Here is an 18,814-nt window from a genome sequence, read left to right as displayed (position 1 = left end):
ACGCCCCTCCCTGAGCCGTCCTGAGCCCACCACCAGGGACAGGCCCCTGGCCGACCGAAAGCTGGACCGCATACTGCTGTGGAGCATACAGGCAGTCCCTTCCATCGACCCTGGATACAGGCCCGGCGCGGGGAAGCTTCCCTGGGCTGGGCGCTGATGGGCGCCAGCCGGGTGGCGGCCCGCCAGATGGTGCCCGCCATCCGCGAGCACCCCCCCCTGCCTTCGCCAGCAGGCGGAGACCCGGTCCTCAGCTCGTGGGTGGTGGGGATTTTCAGCCACAGTGAAGCCCGGGCCCGGGCCTTCGCCGCGGCCCACCAGATTCCCCACGCCTTCGTCAACCTGGCAGATCTACTCCACCACCCCGCGGTGACCTGCGTCTACATCAGCTCCCACCCTCGTCACCACTTCGTGGCTGCCATGGCCGCCCTGAACGCCGGCAAGCATGTCCTGTGCGAGACGCCTCTGGCCCTGACCCAGGCAGAAGCCGAAACCCTGGCCCACACAGCCGCCAGTCGGGGGCTGTTGTTGGGAATCAACCATGTACACCGGGCCGATCCGGCCTTGAATCGGCTACGGCTGATGCTGGCCCAAGGAGCCATCGGCGATCCGCTGGGCGGGCGGATTCGGAACAGCCGCCTCCTGCCGCCGGACCTGCAGAGCTGGCGCCTGGAACCCAACGGCGGGGGTGTCATCCTGGACCGCACCCTCCACGACCTGGATCTGCTCCGCTTTCTCTTCCGGGACGAAATTGATCAGGTACAGGCCATCAGCACCCAGCAACTCCTGGGGCAGAAGGTACCAGAAGAGGTCCTGACTACCGTCCATCTGCGCCGTCACGGCATCTTCGTCCAGCTCCACGATTCCTTCCTCGTCCCCCACCTACCCACCTGCGTGGAGATCTATGGAAGCACCGGTAGCCTGATCGCCCGCCATTGCCTGGCGGGTGAAGGGCCAGGAGAACTCTATCTGGCGCGCCATGGCCAGTTGACGCCAGTGGCGGTCCCCACAGTCCCGACGGCCTGGCACCAAGCCGTGGCCCATTTCAACCGTGCGGTGCGAGGGGAGGGCCCCCTGCTGGCCAGCGGCGTCGATGGCGTCCAGAGCCTGGTGGCTGCCCTGGCCGTGGAGCAATCCCTGCGGGAGCGACGGCCGGTGGCCGTTCAGGGGCCTGGCCGCCTGTACGCGGACCGAAGCCTGGTCTGAGCCCATGTCTGTCCCTTGCGCCCCGATTGGCCGGCGCGAATGCTAACGCCGCCCTGGGCCGGGATTGAAGGCTGCCCCAATCTGTGTTAGGATTCATACAGATGCCCGATATTGGCGCGCCGGGGCAAATTCAACAGGGATTAACCCGACATGTTACCAAGGGATTATCAGCAAGAACTGGCCGTTGTCGAACAAAATCTGCTGGCCACCGTGGAGGAGCTCCAGGAACCCCTGGCCTCCCTGGTGCGCCCGCAGCTTTCCGAGTCCTACCCCCTGATCCGGGCGGCCGTGGTGCTGGCGGCCGGGGTGAACGGGGCAGAGCCTGACCGATACCGGGAAGCACGGCTGGCCCTGGCCACCGCGCTGGAAACGCTGTTTCTGGCCCTGAACGTCCATGGCCTGCTGACCCGAACCCCGGACGGTGAAAACTACCATCTGGACAAATCCTTGATCGGCAGCACCATCCTGGCCGGCGACTACTGTTTTAGCCGGGCGGCCCAGATGGCGGCCCGCACTGAGAACGCCCAGGTGGTAACCATCTTTGCCCAGGCGCTGCAGACGGTCAGCGAGGGGCACCTGCGTCGGCTGTTCGGTCAACCGGCCGATGGCTTCCAGACCTTGCAGGAGCTGCTCCGCTCGGGCGCGCTGGCAGCCACCACCCTGATCCACCTGCCGGATCCGGCGCGGCAGGTCGCTGTGGCGTGCAGCCGTCTGGTGGCCCAGAGCTATCAGAGCGGCGCTTCCCTGGGGCCCGCGGCCCTGCCCCAGGCAATGACCCTTCTCCCCGTTGCCCAGCAGGAACGCTGGCAGGTCCTGCTGAGGTGGCTGGGTGCCCTGGCACACAACGGTCAGGCTCCCGTCAACACCCCATCCCGCCCCTGAGTACCGCCCGTTGTACCTTCCTTCCCGCCCACATCCTGAACCCGACGTGATTCCGGCGCGCTCCGGGCGATTGGCCTGCGTCATCCGGATAATCTGAAAAAGATCGCCAAAACGTTAATACAATACCAACATTCCTCCAATCTTTTTCATATTGTTTTCTGCTATGGTAGAGGGAAGGAGCCTGTGAGCTTCTATCGTTGAGCTTTCTACCGTTGAGCTTTCTACCGTGAGGTATCGGCTACCGATTGTTTTGTGAAGTGGTACCCATGATTTCATGATGCAATCGGTACGAGGTGTCGTCCAGCACCCGATGATGTACATAGGCCCCCAGTCAGTGATAGGGGCACACGCACCTCGCTTTGCCCAGAAGACTGAACCGGCGGTGGGGTGCATGAATGGAATACTGGACAAAATCGACTACCGCGTGTACAATACACGCACAACACATGTCCACTAATTGCACTTATTTTACGAAACAACAGATGTTCGCCGGGCATTCATGGGCGGATATCATCCCTTAACGGGCCTGAATTGCTCTGGCATAGACCCATCGGAAACCCAGAGGGAACATCAGACGTTACAATGGGTAGGCACCGGGTTCGGCCGGAACGGCCGCCCCGGATTCAGCTGGACACGCAGAAAGGACCCATGGCCATGACATACCAGACTCGGGATTGGCAAACAACACAGTTGTCTTCGCAGACGGCCACTGCCGGACATCCCGCTCAAGGATACAGTAGCTTAACCCAGGCGCTTACCGCCCTGCGCGAGGAGGATCCGGCCTTCGACAAGGCCATCTCCATCCAACATATCGAACGGGGCAAGGTGGTTGCCACACCCGATGACCTGGCCAGCAAGATGTATCTGCTGATGAGCGGCAAGGTCAACATGGTGTGCACCAACAACGAAGGGCGACGCCTGGTGATCGGCACCCTGGAGCCAGGGGCCATCTTCGGGGAAGGCGCCCTGGACAACCCTGGAGACCCCAACATTTTTGTGGAAGCGGCAGAGGATGTGGCTGTGTGGGTCATACCGGCCCACGAGGCGCGGAACATGACCATGCAGTATCCCATCCTGGGCTGGGGCATGCTCCAAACTTACGGTGAGCGGCTGCTCCAGGTGGAAAACAGCCTGGAAGACGTGGCCTACAAGAAGCTGCCGGAGCGGCTGGCCATGCTGTTGTTGGACTTGAGTGGCAATCAAAACGGCCTCATCAAGGGGGTCAGCCATCAATCCCTGGCCGATCATTTGGGGACCTACCGGGAGACGGTGAGTGCCATCCTGCGGGACTTCAAGCGGCAGGGGATCGTGGAGCTGGGCTATCGCCGCATCAACATCGTGGATGTGGAAGCCCTGCGGGAGATTGCAGGCGTGTGGGACTGGTAGATGTAGGAGCTCCCTGTCCCGTTCAACCGACATAGGCAGCAGGTTGCGCATATCGCCCCTGCTGCTTATGTCGTAGGGCCTTACGCCATTTGGGGGACTGCTCGCCAGACAAATTCCTAGTTGACGATATCCCAAACCGTTGCTATAATGCAGACGAGTTCTAAGCCCTCAGGACTCAGCTTAGCGACCCTCAGTGTAAGCAACTGGTTTGCGCCCTATCTGCAGGCACCACACACGTTTCACTCCACTGAATTGGCAGTAGATCCCGGCAGAAATTCGCCGATCGTTTCCGCAAGAGAAAGGGCCACCGAATTTCTGCTGGGGGTCTTGACGCCAGACAGTAGTAATCTTTCTGTAGTAATCTTTGAAGCAAGCGCCCGACGGGCTTGAATGGCGGTTTTATGCCAGTAGGCGAAAAGCGCTGAGTCCAGGCGCCAGAATTTCCGGTGAGGGTCCACCAGACAAGTACAGTCATCATACACCCAAACGAAAAAGCTGGCGTGCCTTGTTGCCGTTACGGCAGCCATCGCCCGTGCAAGGATGCCGGGTCCCCCGCCATCGGGTGGGACGGATGACCAGTGTCAGCCTGACAGGTCTGCTTCGGCGGGCCTGGGCACCACGGCAGAAGATCTACGGCAGTCACTCTACGGTTCGAAAATCCGTAGGAAACCTCCGAAAAAATCTGCCGCGTCTCGCCACTTGCAGAGGACGGCAAGTTCCTGCCAGGCCGAGACCCGATCAGACGGCCACCGAATCTGCTTTAATGTCCCCCTCGCCCGTCTGCCCGCTCGCACGCCGCGCACCCGTAACGACGAGTCCAGGACAACGCCGTCAGAGCCCGGCCCGATGAAAACCGGGTCGTCCATCTTGATGGCGGCCCATCATGGCAGCCACCAGATATTCCATACGGGCGAACCATCCAGGCGAAAAACCCACCATACGGGTTTTCTCTATCATTCAATTCACTAAATCTTTTCACCGTCATTCTATTCACCGTAATTTACGAAATACCGACAGCCCAGACAGGTGTGCCCAGACAGGTTGTTTCAACAGAAATCAAAATGAAACAAGACATGTGTCTGGCGCGGAGACAAAGCCAAAGGAACCCATAATATGACAGAGCAACAATTAAGTTCCATGACCATTTCCCAGTTAGAAGCCCTGAACCTGGAAGAGCTACGCGAAATCGCGCGCTCCATGGATATCACCGGCTACACCCGGCTTAAAAAGTATGATCTGATCATGCGGCTCTTGCGGGCCAATGCCGAAAGCCAGGGCTACATCTTTGGCGGCGGCATCCTGGAAATCGTCCAGGATGGGATTGGTTTTCTGCGCAGCGATCACCTGCTGCCCGGCCCAGAAGATGTCTACGTCAGCCAGAGCCAGATACGGCGTTTCGGCCTGCGCACCGGCGACCTGGTGATCGGCCAGGTTCGCCCGCCCAAGGATACGGAAAAATATCACGGCCTGCTTAAGGTCGAAGCGGTCAATGGGCTGGACCCAGAAGAGGCCAAACGTCGCCCCCTGTTCGACCGGCTCACCCCCATTTTTCCCAATGAACAACTGGTGCTGGAAACCCGCCCCAACATCATTTCTACCCGGCTGATTGACCTGCTGGCCCCCATCGGCCGAGGTCAGCGTGGCCTGATCGTCAGCCCGCCCAAAGCCGGCAAGACCACCATCCTCAAGCGCATCGCCAACGGCCTCAGCACCAACTACAAGGATCTCCACCTGATGGTCGTCCTCATCGGCGAACGGCCGGAAGAGGTGACCGACATGGACCGCTCCGTCGAGGCGGAAGTCATCAGCAGCACCTTTGACGAACCGGTGCAGAATCATGTGCGGGTGGCCGAAATGGCCCTGGAGCGGGCCAAACGGCTGGTGGAGAGCGCCAAGGACGTGGTCATCCTGCTGGATAGCATCACCCGCCTGGCCCGGGCCTACAACCTGACCGTGCCCCCCTCGGGCCGGACCCTGTCGGGTGGTATCGATCCAGCGGCCCTGTATCCGCCCAAGCACTTCTTCGGCGCTGCCCGCAACATCGAAGAAGGGGGTAGCCTGACCATCATCGCCACAGCCCTGGTGGACACCGGCAGCCGCATGGATGATGTCATTTATGAAGAGTTCAAGGGCACCGGCAACATGGAGCTCCACCTGAACCGCAAGCTGGCCGAACGCCGCATCTTCCCGGCCTTCGACATCGAGCGCAGCGGCACCCGCGCCGAAGAAAAGCTGCTGGATCCCGAGACCCTGGCCAAGGTCTACACCCTGCGCCGCATGATCGACGCCATGGGGGGCGGCAACGAAGCCATTCTGCCCATTGTGGAACGGCTCAGCCGCACCCGGGACAACCGGGAATTTTTAGACACCCTTACCAAGCGCTGAGCACCTCGCCCGGGCCTGGGGTCAACCGGCTCCAGGCCCGCTCTACCCTCTTCTCCTGCTGCAACCCCTTCCACTTACGAAAAACCTACGAAAGTCTGACGATTTCTCAGCGAACCCTGAAAAGATGGGCTTTTTGTCGTATTTTGAGCCGTGGAAAGCCCATTCGCAGATTGGCGATGCCCCCCAGCCGTGCTATAATCCGCCACCATGATTGGTCCGCTCGTCCGCTGGTACCTCGTCTGTCGGCACTCGTCTGTCGGCAGCAGAGCAGCTGGTCATCCCGCCCGACTCGTGCAGCAAACCCGGGCGGAATACTCCGCCGGTTAGATGGGCTGGGGTAGAATGAGCAGCAAACTGAACAGGCGGTAGACGAAAGGACCGTCATATGAACGCCGTTGGATGATCGAAAGTGTCCGCAAGATTGACGCTTTCACTATCGTTACGCACGGCACACGGAGACACCTTCATATGTCATCAGATTCAAACTCGGCGTACGGTAACGACACTGGGCACGAAGGTTCCACACCTGAGCGCAGGAGTAGTTACAGCCGCAGTGGACAGGAATTATCCTCCTACGCCTATTATCGAGCCGAGAACTCGCCCTTCCCCCCGACCCGCCAGGGCACAGCCTTAGAACCGACCACCTCCTTTCCCCCGCCCTCCCGTCCCAATGTATCCACCCAGGCCGCATCCATCCAGCAGCCTGGCACCGCTGAATGGGGAGGGTCTTCGTCCCTGGCTCATCCACCCCTGGAAGGGCTGCTGCAGAAGTGGCACGAACAAATTCGGCGCTCCTTTTCAGACCAGGTGACGCCCCTGCGCCTGGCCAGCCACTTCTCGGTTCTGATGGTGGCGGCCCTGGTGCTGATCTTCAGCCGGATCGAAATGCCGAGCTGGAACATCTCCTTGCGCACCTTCGCCAGCGGCCCCATCGGCGGCGAAGTCGCTCCTGACGTCAGCCACAGCCTCGTCAGCACCCTGGCCGATACCGGCGGTGTAACGGCACCCACCAACGTGCTGCTGCAGCGGGCGACGGTCCCCTTCACCGTGGTCCACGAGAAGAAGCGCGAGGCAGACAGCTACGAGATTCAGACGTACGTGGTTCAGCCGGGCGACACTGTGGTTGGCATTGCAGAGAAATTTGGCCTGCAGCCCGAAACCATCCAGTGGTCGAATCCCAGTATTGAAGTGAATCCAGACATCATCCGCCCGGGTGACACTTTGAAAATCCTGCCCATCGATGGCGCCATCCACACCGTCAGCCCTGGCGACACGCTCTCTTCCCTGGCCGCCAAATACAAAATCAGCGTTGAGGATATTTTGAACTATCCAGGCAACGGCCTGACCGACCCCAACGCTCCGTTGGTGGTGGGCACCCAACTGGTCATGCCGGGCGGCACCAAGCCGTACTCCGCGCCCTACGTGGTGGCCTATGAGGGGGCTGTGGTGCCAGGCAGCGCCACCAAAGGCTCCGGCGCCTTCGTCTGGCCCACCAGCGGCTCCATCACCCAGCGCTACTGGGGTGGTCACGCGGCCATCGACATCGGCTCCTGGACTGGGGCCCCTGTCAAAGCGGCTGACTCCGGCTATGTGGCCGTGGCCCGGGGCGGATGGAATGCCGGCTACGGCAACCATGTGATCATCGACCATGGCAACGGCTTTGTGACCCTGTACGCCCATCTGAGCAGCATCTACGTGCGGCCGGGCGAGAATGTGGTGCGGGGACAACAGGTGGGTGCAGTGGGCAACACCGGCAACAGCACAGGGCCCCACCTCCACTTCGAAATTCGTTACCAGGGCGTTCCCCGCAATCCCCTCAGCTACCTGCCCTGACCTTCCCGGCTCCGCCTGACAGCCAGGAAAAATCAAGGGACCCGGTCCATGGACCGGGTCCCTTTTTCATTGGCGACGGCTCTGGCAGAAACCACCGGTTTCACAGGTGGTCAGGCTGCTTGAATGCCCCCTTCGGTCAGCTTCCGGGGATCCAGAATTCGATCCAGTTCCTCAGAGGACAGATCGGTCATCTCCAAGGCCACCTCTTTGATGGAGCGTCCCTCTGCGTAGGCCTTCTTGGCCAGTTGGGCCGCCTTTTCGTAGCCGATGATGGGGTTCAGCGCGGTCACCAGGATGGGGTTACGCCCAACCAGCGCGGCGATGCGTTCCTCATTCACCGTGAAGTCCCGGATCGCCTTGTCCGCCAGGACGCGGCTGCCGTTGGCCAACAACTGAATGCTTTGCAGCAGATTGTAGGCGATGACGGGCAACATCACATTCAGCTGGAAGTTTCCCGACTGCCCCGCCACCCCGATGGTCACGTCGTTGCCCATCACCTGGGCGCAGACCATGGTAACGGCCTCCGGAATGACCGGGTTGATCTTGCCCGGCATGATGCTGCTGCCGGGCTGTAGCGCGGGCAGCACGATCTCCGCGATCCCGGCGATGGGGCCGCTGTTCATCCAGCGCAGGTCGTTGGCAATCTTCATCAGGCTGACGGCCACCGTCTTCAACTGGCCACTCAATTCCACGGCAGCATCCTGGGCGCTCAGGCTTTCAAAATAATTGCTGCTGGTCACAAAGGGCAGACCACTCAGCTCACTCAGCCGGGCAGCGATCCGCCGGCCAAACTCCGGGTGGGCGTTGATGCCGGTGCCCACGGCCGTGGCCCCCTGGGCCAGTTCAGCCAGACGGGGCAGGCTGGCCTGGATCCGGTCGATACCGTGGGCGATCTGGCTGGCCCAGCCACCCACCTCCTGGCCCAGGCGGATCGGCATGGCGTCCATCAGGTGGGTGCGCCCGGTGGTCACCACGTGGTCTACGGACGCGGCCTTTTCGGTCAAGGTCTGATGCAGATGGCGCAACGCCGGCAACAGCTCTTCCGCCACCAGGAGGTAAGCGCTCACGTGGATGGCCGTGGGAATCACGTCATTACTGCTCTGACTCATGTTCACGTGATCGTTGGGATGAACTCGACGGCCCAGGCGGGCGGAGGCCAGGGTGGCGATCACCTCGTTGGCATTCATGTTGGTGCTGGTACCGGAGCCGGTCTGAAAGATATCCAGGGGGAAGTGGGCATCATGCTTCCCCTCTTCCACCTCCAGGGCAGCCGCCTGGATGGCCTCTGCCATGTCCGCCTCCATGAGGCCCAACTCCTGGTTGACCATGGCAGCAGCCCGCTTGATCATGCCCAGCGCCCGAATAAAGGGGCGGGGAAAGCGGAGCCCGCTGATGGGGAAATTCTCCACGGCACGCTGGGTTTGGGCGCCGTAAAGCGCATCGGCCGGCACTTTCACTTCGCCCAAGCTGTCTCGCTCAATTCGGTAGTTCTCTGCAGCCATTTTTTGTCCATCTCCTTTTGCCTGGAACAGCCACGCTGTTCCTGAGGAAACTGGAACAGACATGCTGTTCCCTGGGGAAAATAGAATTGTGCAAAGCCTATTGTATCACCCCTACCCGGGGATTGCACGTTGTCCGCCCCAGCGGGGTGGATTTGACACCGGTTCGGGCGTGGCCTACAATCGAAGGTGGCCGTCACCTCTGGAGAGGAGAGAAACGGAGAAGCGGCAGGGGTGTGTACAAGAGCCGGGGAACAACGGAAATCATGGCAGAACGGATTCTGGTCGTTGAAGATGATCGGCGCATTCGGGATCTACTGCGCCGAAGCCTGATCTTCGAAGGCTACGAGGTGGACACAGCGGAGGACGGGGAGACAGCGCTGCGCTGCCTGCGGGAAAGCGTCCCCGATGCCGTTATCCTGGACCTCATGTTGCCGGGCATCGATGGGCTGGAAGTGTGCCGCCGCCTGCGCAAGGCTTCCACCGTGCCCATCCTGATCCTGACCGCCCGGGATGCGGTCTCGGACCGGGTCACCGGGCTGGACGCCGGCGCCGACGATTACATGGTGAAGCCCTTTGCCCTGGATGAACTGCTGGCCCGGCTACGGGCCCTCTTCCGGCGGCATCGGCTGGAAGCCACGCCGGAAGTTTTGCGCTATGCCGACCTCACCCTCAACCCCCGAACCCGGCAGGTCTTCCGGGGCGAGGACGAAATCCAGCTGACCGCCAAGGAGTTCGACCTCCTGGAGCTCTTCATGCGCCACCCCAGCCAGGTTCTCACCCGGGAACTGATTTACGAACACATCTGGAACTACGACTTTGGCGGGGAAAGCAACATCATCGAGGTTTACGTGCGCTATCTGCGGGCCAAACTGGAGGCCGGCGGCAAACCTCGCCTGATCCAGACGGTGCGCGGGGTGGGTTATACCCTGCGGGAACAATCGTCGTGACCATGGGCCCGGGCGCCTCCCCTTTTTCACTGAATTCTCAGCAGGCTTTCATATCCATCTCAACTGAGTCGCGTATGCTGGCGGCATGGACGACCGCCGAGCACGCCACGCAGAGAATCCAGATCCAACAGCCGCCCAGGCCAGGGACAGGACCCCTCTGTCGGTGCGTCCGGAATTCCCCATGACCATTCGTCTGCGTCTCACCCTCTGGTATACTGCCCTGCTGGGCGCCACCCTCATCCTCTTCTCGGTGATTTTCTACTCCGCGCTGGCCGCCAACCTGTGGGCCCAAGTCAATCAGGAAGCCGCCCGCCAGGCCGCCGAGGTGGCCAACGCACTGACCCAGCAACTCCAGCTCGACGTGCTCATTATCCGCAACAACCCCACCCGCATCCAATTCCCAGAGCTGGATTTCTTCGCCCGTTCGGTGGGGGTTCAGATCATCGACCTGAACGGCACCATCCTGAAACGCAGCAGCAACCTGGGTCCCATGTCCATCCAAACCGACAGCCAGGCCCTGGAAGCCGTCCGGACCGGTCAACCGTACCGGTTTTATACCATCAGCAAGGATGACACCCTGCTCCTGGTCTACAGCGTGCCCATCATCGCCAACAACGCCATCGTCGGGGCCGTCCAGGTCATCAAACCGGTGCGGGGTGTTCAGGAGACCCTGGCCAAGGTGAGCCAGTTCCTCATCCTGGGGACTGCGCTGAGCCTGTTGATTGCCGCGGTGGTGGGCGCTTTCCTGGCCCGCCGGGCCCTGGCCCCCCTGGACACCATCACCCAGACGGCCAGTAGCATCAGCCGGGCCAGGGACCTGGGCCAACGGCTGAACATTCCCAACGACGCCAGCGAGGTAGGCCAGCTGGCCGCCACCTTCAACAGCATGTTGGACCGGATTCAGCAACTGTTCCGCACCCAGGAGCGGCTCATCGCGGATGTGAGCCATGAACTCCGCACGCCCCTGACCACGGTGCAGGGGAACCTGGAGCTGCTCCGGCGGATGCTCATCACCGCGGCCAGCAGCGGCAGCCGTACTCCCCTCCTCCACGAGACCTTGCAGGAGACGCTGAACGAAGCCGAGAGCGAAACCGCGCGCATGAGCAACATGGTCAGCGACCTCCTGCTGCTGGCCCAGGCGGACAGCGGCGCCCTGCAACTTCAACTCCAGCCGGTGGAGATGGACACCCTGCTCCTGGATGTCTACCGGCGCACCCGGCGCATGGCCGAGCAGCGCAAGGGCGCAGGGGCCCTGGAGATTCGCCTGGGCAGCGAAGATCAGGCCATGGTTCTGGGCGATCCGGAGCGCCTGCGCCAACTGTTGTTGAACCTGACGGACAACGCGATCAAGTACACGCCCAGCGGCGGGGTCATCACCCTCAGCCTGGAGAATCGGGATGGCTGGGTGAAGGTAGCCGTGAGCGATACGGGGATTGGGATCAGTGAGGAAGAGCAGGCCCAGATCTTCGACCGCTTTTACCGCGCGGATAAGGCCCGCAGTCGGGAGATGGGCGGCAGCGGCCTGGGCCTGAGCATCGCCCAGTGGATTGCCCAGGCCCACAATGGCCGCATCACCGTGGAAAGCCAGGTGCAGCAGGGCAGCACCTTTACCCTCTGGCTTCCGGAATACAGCCCCCTGCCGGGCGCATCGCCTGAAAGCCGCCCTTAAGGTGTAGCGGTCACCGTATTCAGGATCGCCAACAGGGAAGGCTCCCGCTCCAGAATCTGTGTCAGATCGCCAAAAACCAGCGCGGGCAGAACGCCAGCCTGGTGAATTCGCGCGTAGGCGATCAGCGTCAGGGGAAGTCCGGGCTCCAGTTCGGTGGTACCCACCAGCCGGATAGTCACCTGCCCATCGGCCACAAACGCCTGGGTGGCAGCTTCATCCAGCGTGAGCTCCCCGGGCAGAATGTTGAGCGCCGAAAGCACAGCCTCCTGCAACGCCTGGAGCAGCGCGGTGTCCAGGGTGGGCGTCTGCGGGGCAGCTGCCAAAATCTGGCCCAGTTCATCGGCCAGATCGGCGGGCAGGGGTGCCTCGTGCCCTATCGCCGCAACGATGGCAAAGGAGGGATCAGCCACCAACAGAGCCGGCATCTCCTGGCCCGTCTCGGTGACCTGCCAGTTGACCGGCACGGTCAGGCTCAGGGAGCCATCGCTGTGGGTGTAGAGCAGCTCCCGCCCTTCCGCAGCGGTCAGGGTGATCTGGAAGGGATCGAAGAAGATACTCTGGGCGACCAGATCGACCGTGGGCTCCAGGGCCTCCCAATCGGCCGCGGGGGCAAAGGTGATGAGCAGGTAGGCGGTGGCGCCGGGCGAGACGAGATAGAGGGCGCCCTGCCCATCACTGCCCTGGAAGTTGGCCCGGAAGTCGATTCGAACCAGGGGCAACCGCTGGCTGGTGAGCCGGGTGGTTACCCCGATCAGCTCCCCATTTTCATCGATCTGGCGCACCAGTGCCTGGGCCTGATCCCGGAGGACGACGACCCCCAACAGGCCGGGCAGATCCTGCTCCATGCTCCCCTGAAGCACGCCAATAAAATTCGTGCCGGGAACGGCCAGGTTCAGAAGGCTGCCGAAGCGCCCTTCCAACACCGTCCAGCTTGTCGGGACCTGCAGGGTCACCCCCTGCACCCTGTGGGGCAAGAGGGCCGCCTCTCCGGTTTCCGCAGGCGGTGGAGCGGGGGCGGGTTCCTCGGTCGGGGCAGGCTCCGCTTCGCCGGCGGGCTGTTCGGCCTCCTGGGCGGTGGGTGGTTGGGGTGTCGGCGTGGGCAGGAGGATTGGGCTTTCGGCAGGAGGTGGGGGCGTGGGCTCCGGCAGATCATATAGCCGCGCGGCCACTTCCGCCACCGCGACCTGCAAGGCCGCGCGCACCTCCGGATCCAGCGTGGCCCCCGGCTCGTCCTGCTGCAGGGGGCTGGAAGCGGTCACCTGCCACGAGGCGACCGCAATGATCAGCAGTGCGACCACCAGCGCGGCGGCAAGCCGTCCCAGGCTTCGTGGGGTGCGCGTTTCATTTTCTCTCGGCATGGATCTACTCCAAATGAAGCTGGCTGAATCGATCAGGGATGGTTGATGGTTTGGGTGGTTGCATCCTGGCCTTGGCTCACCGGCAGGGAGAAGAAGAAGGTGGTCCCTTTGCCCGGTTCGCTGCGCACCCAGATCTGGCCGCCGTGGGCTTCGACGATGGCTTTGGCCAGGAAGAGCCCCAGGCCTGTACCGGCCGTGCTGCGGCGCAGGCTGCTGTCCACCCGGTAGAACCGGTCGAAGATGTGGGGAATCTCCTCGGGTGGAATGCCGATGCCCTGATCGGCCACATAGAGGACGACCCGGGTCTGGTCCGGCTGGGTGCCGTCGCCCTGGTCCGTCCAGCCGCCGATGCGGATGATGCCCCCATCGGGCGAGTACTTGATGGCGTTACTGACCAGGTTGGTCAACACCTGGCGCAGGCGCTCCTCGTCGCCCCAGACCAGGGGCAGCTCATGGGGAAAATCCAGCTCGATCTGATGGGTATTCGTCTGGGTGCGGTAGGCTTCGGCCACTTTCTGGGCCAGGGCCTGGAGATTGACGTCGGCGTAGTCCAGGCGCAGACCGCTGGCCTGGATGCGGCTGACATCCAACAGATTGTTGATCAGCATCTCCAGGCGATCCGCTTCCTCTTCGATGATCTGAAGCCCCTGCCGGGCCGTTTCTTGATCCCATTCCACATCCGGCCGGGCCAGGGTCTGGGCATAGCCTTTGATCAGGGCCACTGGCGTTTTCAGCTCATGGCTGATGATGGAGGTGAAGGTGGACTTCATCTCCTCCTCTTCCCGGAAGCGGGTAATGTCGTGGACGTTGACGATGATGTTCACCAGCCGGTTGGCCTCATCGTACAGAGGCGTGTAGATGACGGAAACGGTGACACGCCCGCCGCCGGGCCGGTACAGGTCCCCCTCACAGCGCAGGCCTTCCCGGGGCAGCATCTCCATGGGGTATTCCGCCTGGCAGAGGTCATCGCCCTGGACGTTTTCCAGGGCGAGCACTTCGTGGCAGGGGCGTCCCAGAGCCTCTTCTGGCGTCATACCCACCATGGCGGCCAGGGCCTGGTTGATCACCATCACCCGGCGCTCCCCGTTCAGGATCATGATGCCGTCGGCGCTGTTTTCAATGATGGTGGCCAGACGGCTGCGCTCGGTCTCTAGCTGGTGGTAGAGCCGGGCATTGCGCACGGCGATGGCGGCCTGGTTGGCGAAGCCTTCCAGGAACTGCCAGTCCATTTCGGTAAAGGCGTATTCTGTGCGGAAGAGAAAGATGATGCCCAGCAGTTCATCTTCGAAAAAGAGGGGCAACCCCACCACCTGTCCCAGGGGAATGCCCAGCCGCTCCTCCACCTGGCGGACCCGCGCCTGCAGATCCAGATAGTAGGAGTCCAGGGGGTCGTTCCCTTCGTCGTCCTCCACGCCCCGGGCAATCAGGGGAATGACGTCCAACAGGGGTTCAAAGGCCGGCAAGGATTGGGGCGAAATGTTGTAGATGGCGCGGATCTGAAAGCGGGGCAGGATGGCTTGCCTGGGCAAAAACTCGGTCGGTTCCTGCTCCAGGGCAATCAGCCCCGCGCGACAACCCACCAGCTCTGCGGCGCTGCTCAAGATCAGCTTGAGCAGGCTGGGCAGGTCCAGGCGGGAGGTCATGGCACGGGTAATGCGTAGCAGATACTCCCGCTGGCGTAATTGGTAGGTGGCCAGGAGTGCCGGTACGTTCATACGGTGGATTATAACGTAGGGGAAGATGGATGCAAAGGGAGCGGAGGGCAGACAGCGCGCCAGATGGCAGTTGAGCCGGGAGTCATCCGCCGGACGTGCCGGCAATCAAGCTGGCTGCCGAGAAAGAATCGGGCAACAGGGCTTTTACCGTGGTGCTGTGGACCACCTGCCCCTGGCCATTCACCAGGTAGACCTCCATGGCAGGGCCCAGTTCGGCCATCACCTGCCGGCAGATGCCGCAGGGGGTGCCCCCGTCGGCAGTGGCCACGGCCAGGGCCACAAAATCCCGCTGGCCGTTGGCCACCGCGCTGGTGAGGGCCACCCGCTCTGCACAGATGGTGGCCGGATAGGCTGCGTTCTCCACGTTGCAGCCCACATAGATCTGGCCGTCCGCGGTCAGTACGGCCGCGCCCACCTGATACCGGCTGTACGGCGCATAGGCTCGTTGACGGGCCAGCAGGGCTTCTTCTACCAACCTGGAACGCTGCTGCGGTGATGGCATCTTGCACCTTTTTGCGGAGTCTCTGTGCAGAGTCTTGGCTGAGTCCGTGTTGAAGCTGAGTTGAATTAGGACCGCATCTGTGCCGGCTCTGTACCGGGCACCTGACCGTATCCACGCTGGAGCAGGCGGAGCTTTATTCCGACGCGGACAGGTTCAAAACGGAGCGCTTTTGCTCCGAGAAGCGCCTGCCTTCTTGTTCTGTGGACTCCTCTTCCGGGTTGGCCGATTCGGTCACTGGATCGGCGCGCACCTGGTCGATCCGTCGCCCATCCAGGGAAAGCACGGTGAAGTGCCAGCCGGCGAAGGTGACAGATTCGCCCTGTTCAGGCACATGGCCCAGGAGGCTGTAGATCAGTCCTCCCAGGGTGTCGGCATCTTCATCCGGCAGCTCCACGTCCAACAGTTTGGACAGGGAATAGACGTCCAGACGAGAATTGAGCAGGTAGCTGTTGTCGCCCAGGGGCAAGACGTAGGTATCCTCTTCCGCGTCGTATTCGTCCTGGATGTCGCCCACGATTTCTTCCAAAATATCTTCGATGGTCACCAGACCGGCTGTGCCCCCATATTCGTCCACCACCATGGCAATGTGGACCCGGTGCTTCTGCATTTCTCCCAACAGGGTGTTGACCTTCTTGCTGATGGGCACAAAATAGGCAGGTCGCAGAATGTCCCGGATGGGCACGTCGGTCCGGTTTTCCCGGAAACAATGGAGAAGATCCTTGGCATAGAGGAAGCCCACAATGCGGTCGATGTTCCCTTCGTAGACCGGGATCCGGCTGTGGCCGGCGGTCAGGATGACATCCAGGGCCTCCCGCAGGGATGTTTCCACGTTGATGGCCACCATGTCGATGCGCGGGACCATGACTTCCCGCACCACCGTGTCGTTCATCTCCAGGATGCTGGCGATCATCTGCTTCTCACTTTCCGGTATCGCCTCCTCTTCATCGGCCACGTTGATCAGGAGGCGGATACCTTCTTCAGTGAGGAGCAGGTTCTCCTCGCCATGCTCCAGCTCGTTTTTCCCCAGGTGGGTACCCAGCCGACGGAGTAAGGCACACAGAGGCCAGAGGAGATAGACCACACCCTTCAACACAGGGGCAAGCTGCAGGGCAATGCGCTGGCTCCTGGGCAGGATCAGGCTGCGTCCCCCCACCTGGATGATGACCAGAGCGATCCAGAGGAGCAAGAACGCCATGGCGAATTGGGAGAAAGATGCGCCCGCGGGGAGCATCCGAACCATGGCAGCACCAGCTGCAACCAAACCGGCACTTTTCACCAACAAGGAAGTGAGCAACACCTGGGTGATATCGCGCAACAGCCCGTCCAGGGCCATCGCACGGGGCACCGCTTCCTCGCTCAACCTGCGAATTTCGCTGCGGCTCACATTGGTCAAACTGATCTCCGAGGCCACAGCAAAACCGACAGCGAGCAGGGAAAAAATGAGTATCAGGTAAGAGGATGGGTCAGATTCCACAGGTTACTCCTGATTTACCACAGTCACAGCCGACCTTCATGGGAAGAGAGACCCTCAGGACCCGGCAGCGGCGTCCATCTTCCCCGTATCGCTGGTGTCCACATCTGCATCACGGGTATGGCGCAGGGCTCCCGGGGGACGGGCCGGCACCCCGTAGACCAGGGTACCGGGCGGCACATCTCGGGTGACCACAGCGCCGGCGCCTGTACGGGCCCCTGCGCCCACGGTAACCGGGGCAACCAACAGGGTATCACTGCCGATGAAGGCATCTTCCTCGATGATGGTCTGATGCTTGCGCTGGCCATCATAGTTGCAGGTGATGGTACCCGCGCCAATGTTGACGTTGCTGGCCACCTGGGCATCGCCGATGTAGCTGAAATGGCCCATCTTGACACCTGGCCCCAGGTAGCTGTTCTTCACTTCGCCAAAATTTCCCATGTGAACCCCGGCAGCCAGATGAGCCCCCTTGCGCAAATGGCCGAAGGGGCCAATCTCGCAATGTTCTTCCATGACCGCCTCTTCGACAACCGAGTAGGAGACCCGGCAGCCTTCGCCGATCTGGCTGTGGATGATCTGGCTGTAGGGTCCAATCACCGAACGGCGACCGATGTGGGTCGTCCCCTGGAGCAAGCAACCGGGGAGCAGGGTGACATCAGCCTCGATGGTGACAGTATCCTCCACGTAGGTGGTCGCCGGATCCACGATGGTGACACCGGCCAGCATATGGCGTTCCAGAATCCGTCGACGCAGGATATCGGTCGCCTGGGCCAGGTGGAGCCGGGTGTTAATGCCATGTACTTCGTCCACGGCCACGGGCATGGTGGCCACACGCCAACCCTGCTCCACCGCCATCCCGATGAGATCGGTCAGGTAATACTCTCCCTTGGGGCTCAGGGGAATCCGGGGCAGATTTTCCCAAAGCCAGGCTGCGTTGAAGCAGAAGATGCTGGGGTTCAACTCCCGAATTTCCCGCTGCTCCGGCGTACAGTCGACCTCTTCCACAATGGCCTGGACATTGCCCTGAGCGTCCCGCAGGATACGCCCAAAGCCCTGGGGATCGTCCCGGGTAACCGTCAACATGGCGCATGCCAGCCGGGCATCCTGGTCCTTCTCCTGCTGATAGAGCTTCATCAAAGCCTGGAGGGTTTCGCCCCGCAGGCAGGGCATGTCTCCGTAGGTTACCAGCACTGCATCGGCCTGGCCCTCCAACAGGGGCTGAGCCTGCAAAACCGCGTGGCCGGTCCCCAGTAGTTCTTCTTGAACAACATACAGAACTTCATTGCCCAGGGTCTGTTGGACCAGTTCACGCCCATGGCCGACCACCACCACAGGAGGGGAATGGGAAGCCACGGTGCGGGCGGCCTGCACCGCCCAGGAGATCATGGGCCGTCCCAGGATAGGATGAAGCACCTTGGGCAGCTCAGATTTCATACGGGTGCCGAATCCGGCAGCAAGAATGACACTGGCAAATTGCACGGGAGATTTTCCTTGTGACACAAACTGGGATTCGCTCACTGGTGCGTCCGCATGGAGAGTTCATTCAGGACGCCTGCAGGGCCGTGACAGCACGCAGGCATACAAAAACCAGGCGCGCCTGCTCTTATGGCCGGCGGCCTGGTCTCATCGCAATAATCCTAATGAAACGGATGAAATGAACTGCGCCCTGGACGTCCCAGGAGTTATGGTTGGTAGAGTGCGGCGGGTTTTCGTCGTCCATTAATCGTTGCAAAGAACACTTTATGATGCACGACAGCTAGTGCCATTATAGCACAAAAATAGAGTCAGGTAAAAAGCAGATCTATTTTGGGGAATGTTTATTTTATGGGTTATGTGAGGGGAGGGGGAGGGGATAAGAAAAGGCAGGGAAGAGAAGGGTTGGCAATGACCTACTCTCGCATGCAGTCGCCCGCATACTACCATCGGCGCTGGTGGGCTTAACTGCCGGGTTCGGGATGGAG

Annotated in this window: 13 protein-coding genes and 1 rRNA gene; 7 read left to right on the top strand and 7 right to left on the bottom strand. The window is 61.5% G+C overall.

Going from position 1 to position 18,814, the window contains the following annotated elements; genetic code table 11:
- The first annotated feature begins 78 nt into the window (after nt 1–78).
- From FKZ61_RS22435 to FKZ61_RS22415, 5 genes are all read left to right on the top strand, one after another.
- Entirely contained in the window at nt 79–1,203 is a 1,125-nt protein-coding gene (locus FKZ61_RS22435; protein WP_141612386.1) for a Gfo/Idh/MocA family protein, read from the top strand.
- Between the two features lie 150 nt (nt 1,204–1,353).
- On the top strand, nt 1,354–2,085 hold the full coding sequence (locus FKZ61_RS22430; protein WP_141612385.1) for an isoprenoid biosynthesis enzyme family protein: 732 nt from the start codon (nt 1,354–1,356) through the stop codon (nt 2,083–2,085).
- Nucleotides 2,086–2,775: 690 nt separating this feature from the next.
- Nucleotides 2,776–3,471, top strand: a complete 696-nt coding sequence (locus FKZ61_RS22425; RefSeq protein WP_229964365.1) for a Crp/Fnr family transcriptional regulator — start codon at nt 2,776–2,778, stop codon at nt 3,469–3,471.
- A gap of 1,137 nt (nt 3,472–4,608) precedes the next feature.
- Nucleotides 4,609–5,856, top strand: a complete 1,248-nt coding sequence (gene rho / locus FKZ61_RS22420; RefSeq protein WP_141612401.1) for a transcription termination factor Rho — start codon at nt 4,609–4,611, stop codon at nt 5,854–5,856.
- Between the two features lie 468 nt (nt 5,857–6,324).
- Nucleotides 6,325–7,689, top strand: a complete 1,365-nt coding sequence (locus tag FKZ61_RS22415; protein WP_170200171.1) for a peptidoglycan DD-metalloendopeptidase family protein — start codon at nt 6,325–6,327, stop codon at nt 7,687–7,689.
- Nucleotides 7,690–7,799: 110 nt separating this feature from the next.
- Here FKZ61_RS22415 and FKZ61_RS22410 read toward each other — a convergent pair whose 3' ends face one another.
- Nucleotides 7,800–9,191: a class II fumarate hydratase gene (locus tag FKZ61_RS22410; RefSeq protein ID WP_141612382.1), complete on the bottom strand. Its 1,392-nt coding sequence runs from the start codon at nt 9,189–9,191 to the stop codon at nt 7,800–7,802.
- Between the two features lie 263 nt (nt 9,192–9,454).
- Between FKZ61_RS22410 and FKZ61_RS22405 the strand changes: the two genes are divergently transcribed.
- Both FKZ61_RS22405 and FKZ61_RS22400 read left to right on the top strand, forming a co-directional pair.
- Nucleotides 9,455–10,138, top strand: coding sequence for a response regulator transcription factor (locus tag FKZ61_RS22405; protein WP_141612381.1), 684 nt, complete (start codon nt 9,455–9,457; stop codon nt 10,136–10,138).
- Between the two features lie 181 nt (nt 10,139–10,319).
- Nucleotides 10,320–11,807 (top strand): sensor histidine kinase, encoded by a 1,488-nt coding sequence (locus tag FKZ61_RS22400; protein WP_170200169.1) that lies wholly within the window; start codon nt 10,320–10,322, stop codon nt 11,805–11,807.
- Here the strand turns inward: FKZ61_RS22400 and FKZ61_RS22395 are convergent.
- The 6 genes from FKZ61_RS22395 to rrf form a co-directional block, all read right to left on the bottom strand.
- On the bottom strand, nt 11,804–13,165 hold the full coding sequence (locus FKZ61_RS22395; RefSeq protein WP_141612379.1) for a hypothetical protein: 1,362 nt from the start codon (nt 13,163–13,165) through the stop codon (nt 11,804–11,806). The genes FKZ61_RS22400 and FKZ61_RS22395 overlap by 4 nt on opposite strands.
- 32 nt (nt 13,166–13,197) lie before the next feature.
- On the bottom strand, nt 13,198–14,880 hold the full coding sequence (locus FKZ61_RS22390; protein ID WP_141612378.1) for an ATP-binding protein: 1,683 nt from the start codon (nt 14,878–14,880) through the stop codon (nt 13,198–13,200).
- An 82-nt stretch (nt 14,881–14,962) separates the two neighbouring features.
- On the bottom strand, nt 14,963–15,382 hold the full coding sequence (gene cdd, locus FKZ61_RS22385; RefSeq protein ID WP_141612377.1) for a cytidine deaminase: 420 nt from the start codon (nt 15,380–15,382) through the stop codon (nt 14,963–14,965).
- 133 nt (nt 15,383–15,515) lie between these two features.
- Nucleotides 15,516–16,856 carry a hemolysin family protein gene (locus FKZ61_RS22380; RefSeq protein WP_141612376.1) on the bottom strand — a complete coding sequence of 447 codons (1,341 nt, stop codon included), beginning with the start codon at nt 16,854–16,856 and terminating at the stop codon, nt 15,516–15,518.
- A gap of 54 nt (nt 16,857–16,910) precedes the next feature.
- Nucleotides 16,911–18,332, bottom strand: a complete 1,422-nt coding sequence (gene glmU, locus FKZ61_RS22375) for a bifunctional UDP-N-acetylglucosamine diphosphorylase/glucosamine-1-phosphate N-acetyltransferase GlmU (protein WP_141612375.1) — start codon at nt 18,330–18,332, stop codon at nt 16,911–16,913.
- Between the two features lie 397 nt (nt 18,333–18,729).
- Nucleotides 18,730–18,814: ribosomal RNA gene (gene rrf, locus FKZ61_RS22370) — 5S ribosomal RNA — on the bottom strand; the annotation flags it as partial.

Source organism: Litorilinea aerophila (assembly GCF_006569185.2).
GTDB lineage: Bacteria > Chloroflexota > Anaerolineae > Caldilineales > Caldilineaceae > Litorilinea > Litorilinea aerophila.
The sequence above is the reverse complement of the archived record's forward strand: the minus strand, read 5'-3'. Positions and strand labels throughout refer to the sequence as shown.

Bases quoted from the DNA above. Each gene is read 5' to 3' on its own strand.
- FKZ61_RS22430 (WP_141612385.1), top strand. From the start codon at position 1,354: ATGTTACCAAGGGATTATCAGCAAGAACTGGCCGTTGTCGAACAAAAT.
- rho (WP_141612401.1), top strand. From the start codon at position 4,609: ATGACCATTTCCCAGTTAGAAGCCCTGAACCTGGAAGAGCTACGCGAA.
- FKZ61_RS22415 (WP_170200171.1), top strand. From the start codon at position 6,325: ATGTCATCAGATTCAAACTCGGCGTACGGTAACGACACTGGGCACGAA.
- FKZ61_RS22410 (WP_141612382.1), bottom strand. From the start codon at position 9,191: ATGGCTGCAGAGAACTACCGAATTGAGCGAGACAGCTTGGGCGAAGTG.
- FKZ61_RS22405 (WP_141612381.1), top strand. From the start codon at position 9,455: ATGGCAGAACGGATTCTGGTCGTTGAAGATGATCGGCGCATTCGGGAT.
- FKZ61_RS22400 (WP_170200169.1), top strand. From the start codon at position 10,320: ATGACCATTCGTCTGCGTCTCACCCTCTGGTATACTGCCCTGCTGGGC.
- FKZ61_RS22395 (WP_141612379.1), bottom strand. From the start codon at position 13,165: ATGCCGAGAGAAAATGAAACGCGCACCCCACGAAGCCTGGGACGGCTT.
- FKZ61_RS22390 (WP_141612378.1), bottom strand. From the start codon at position 14,880: ATGAACGTACCGGCACTCCTGGCCACCTACCAATTACGCCAGCGGGAG.
- cdd (WP_141612377.1), bottom strand. From the start codon at position 15,382: ATGCCATCACCGCAGCAGCGTTCCAGGTTGGTAGAAGAAGCCCTGCTG.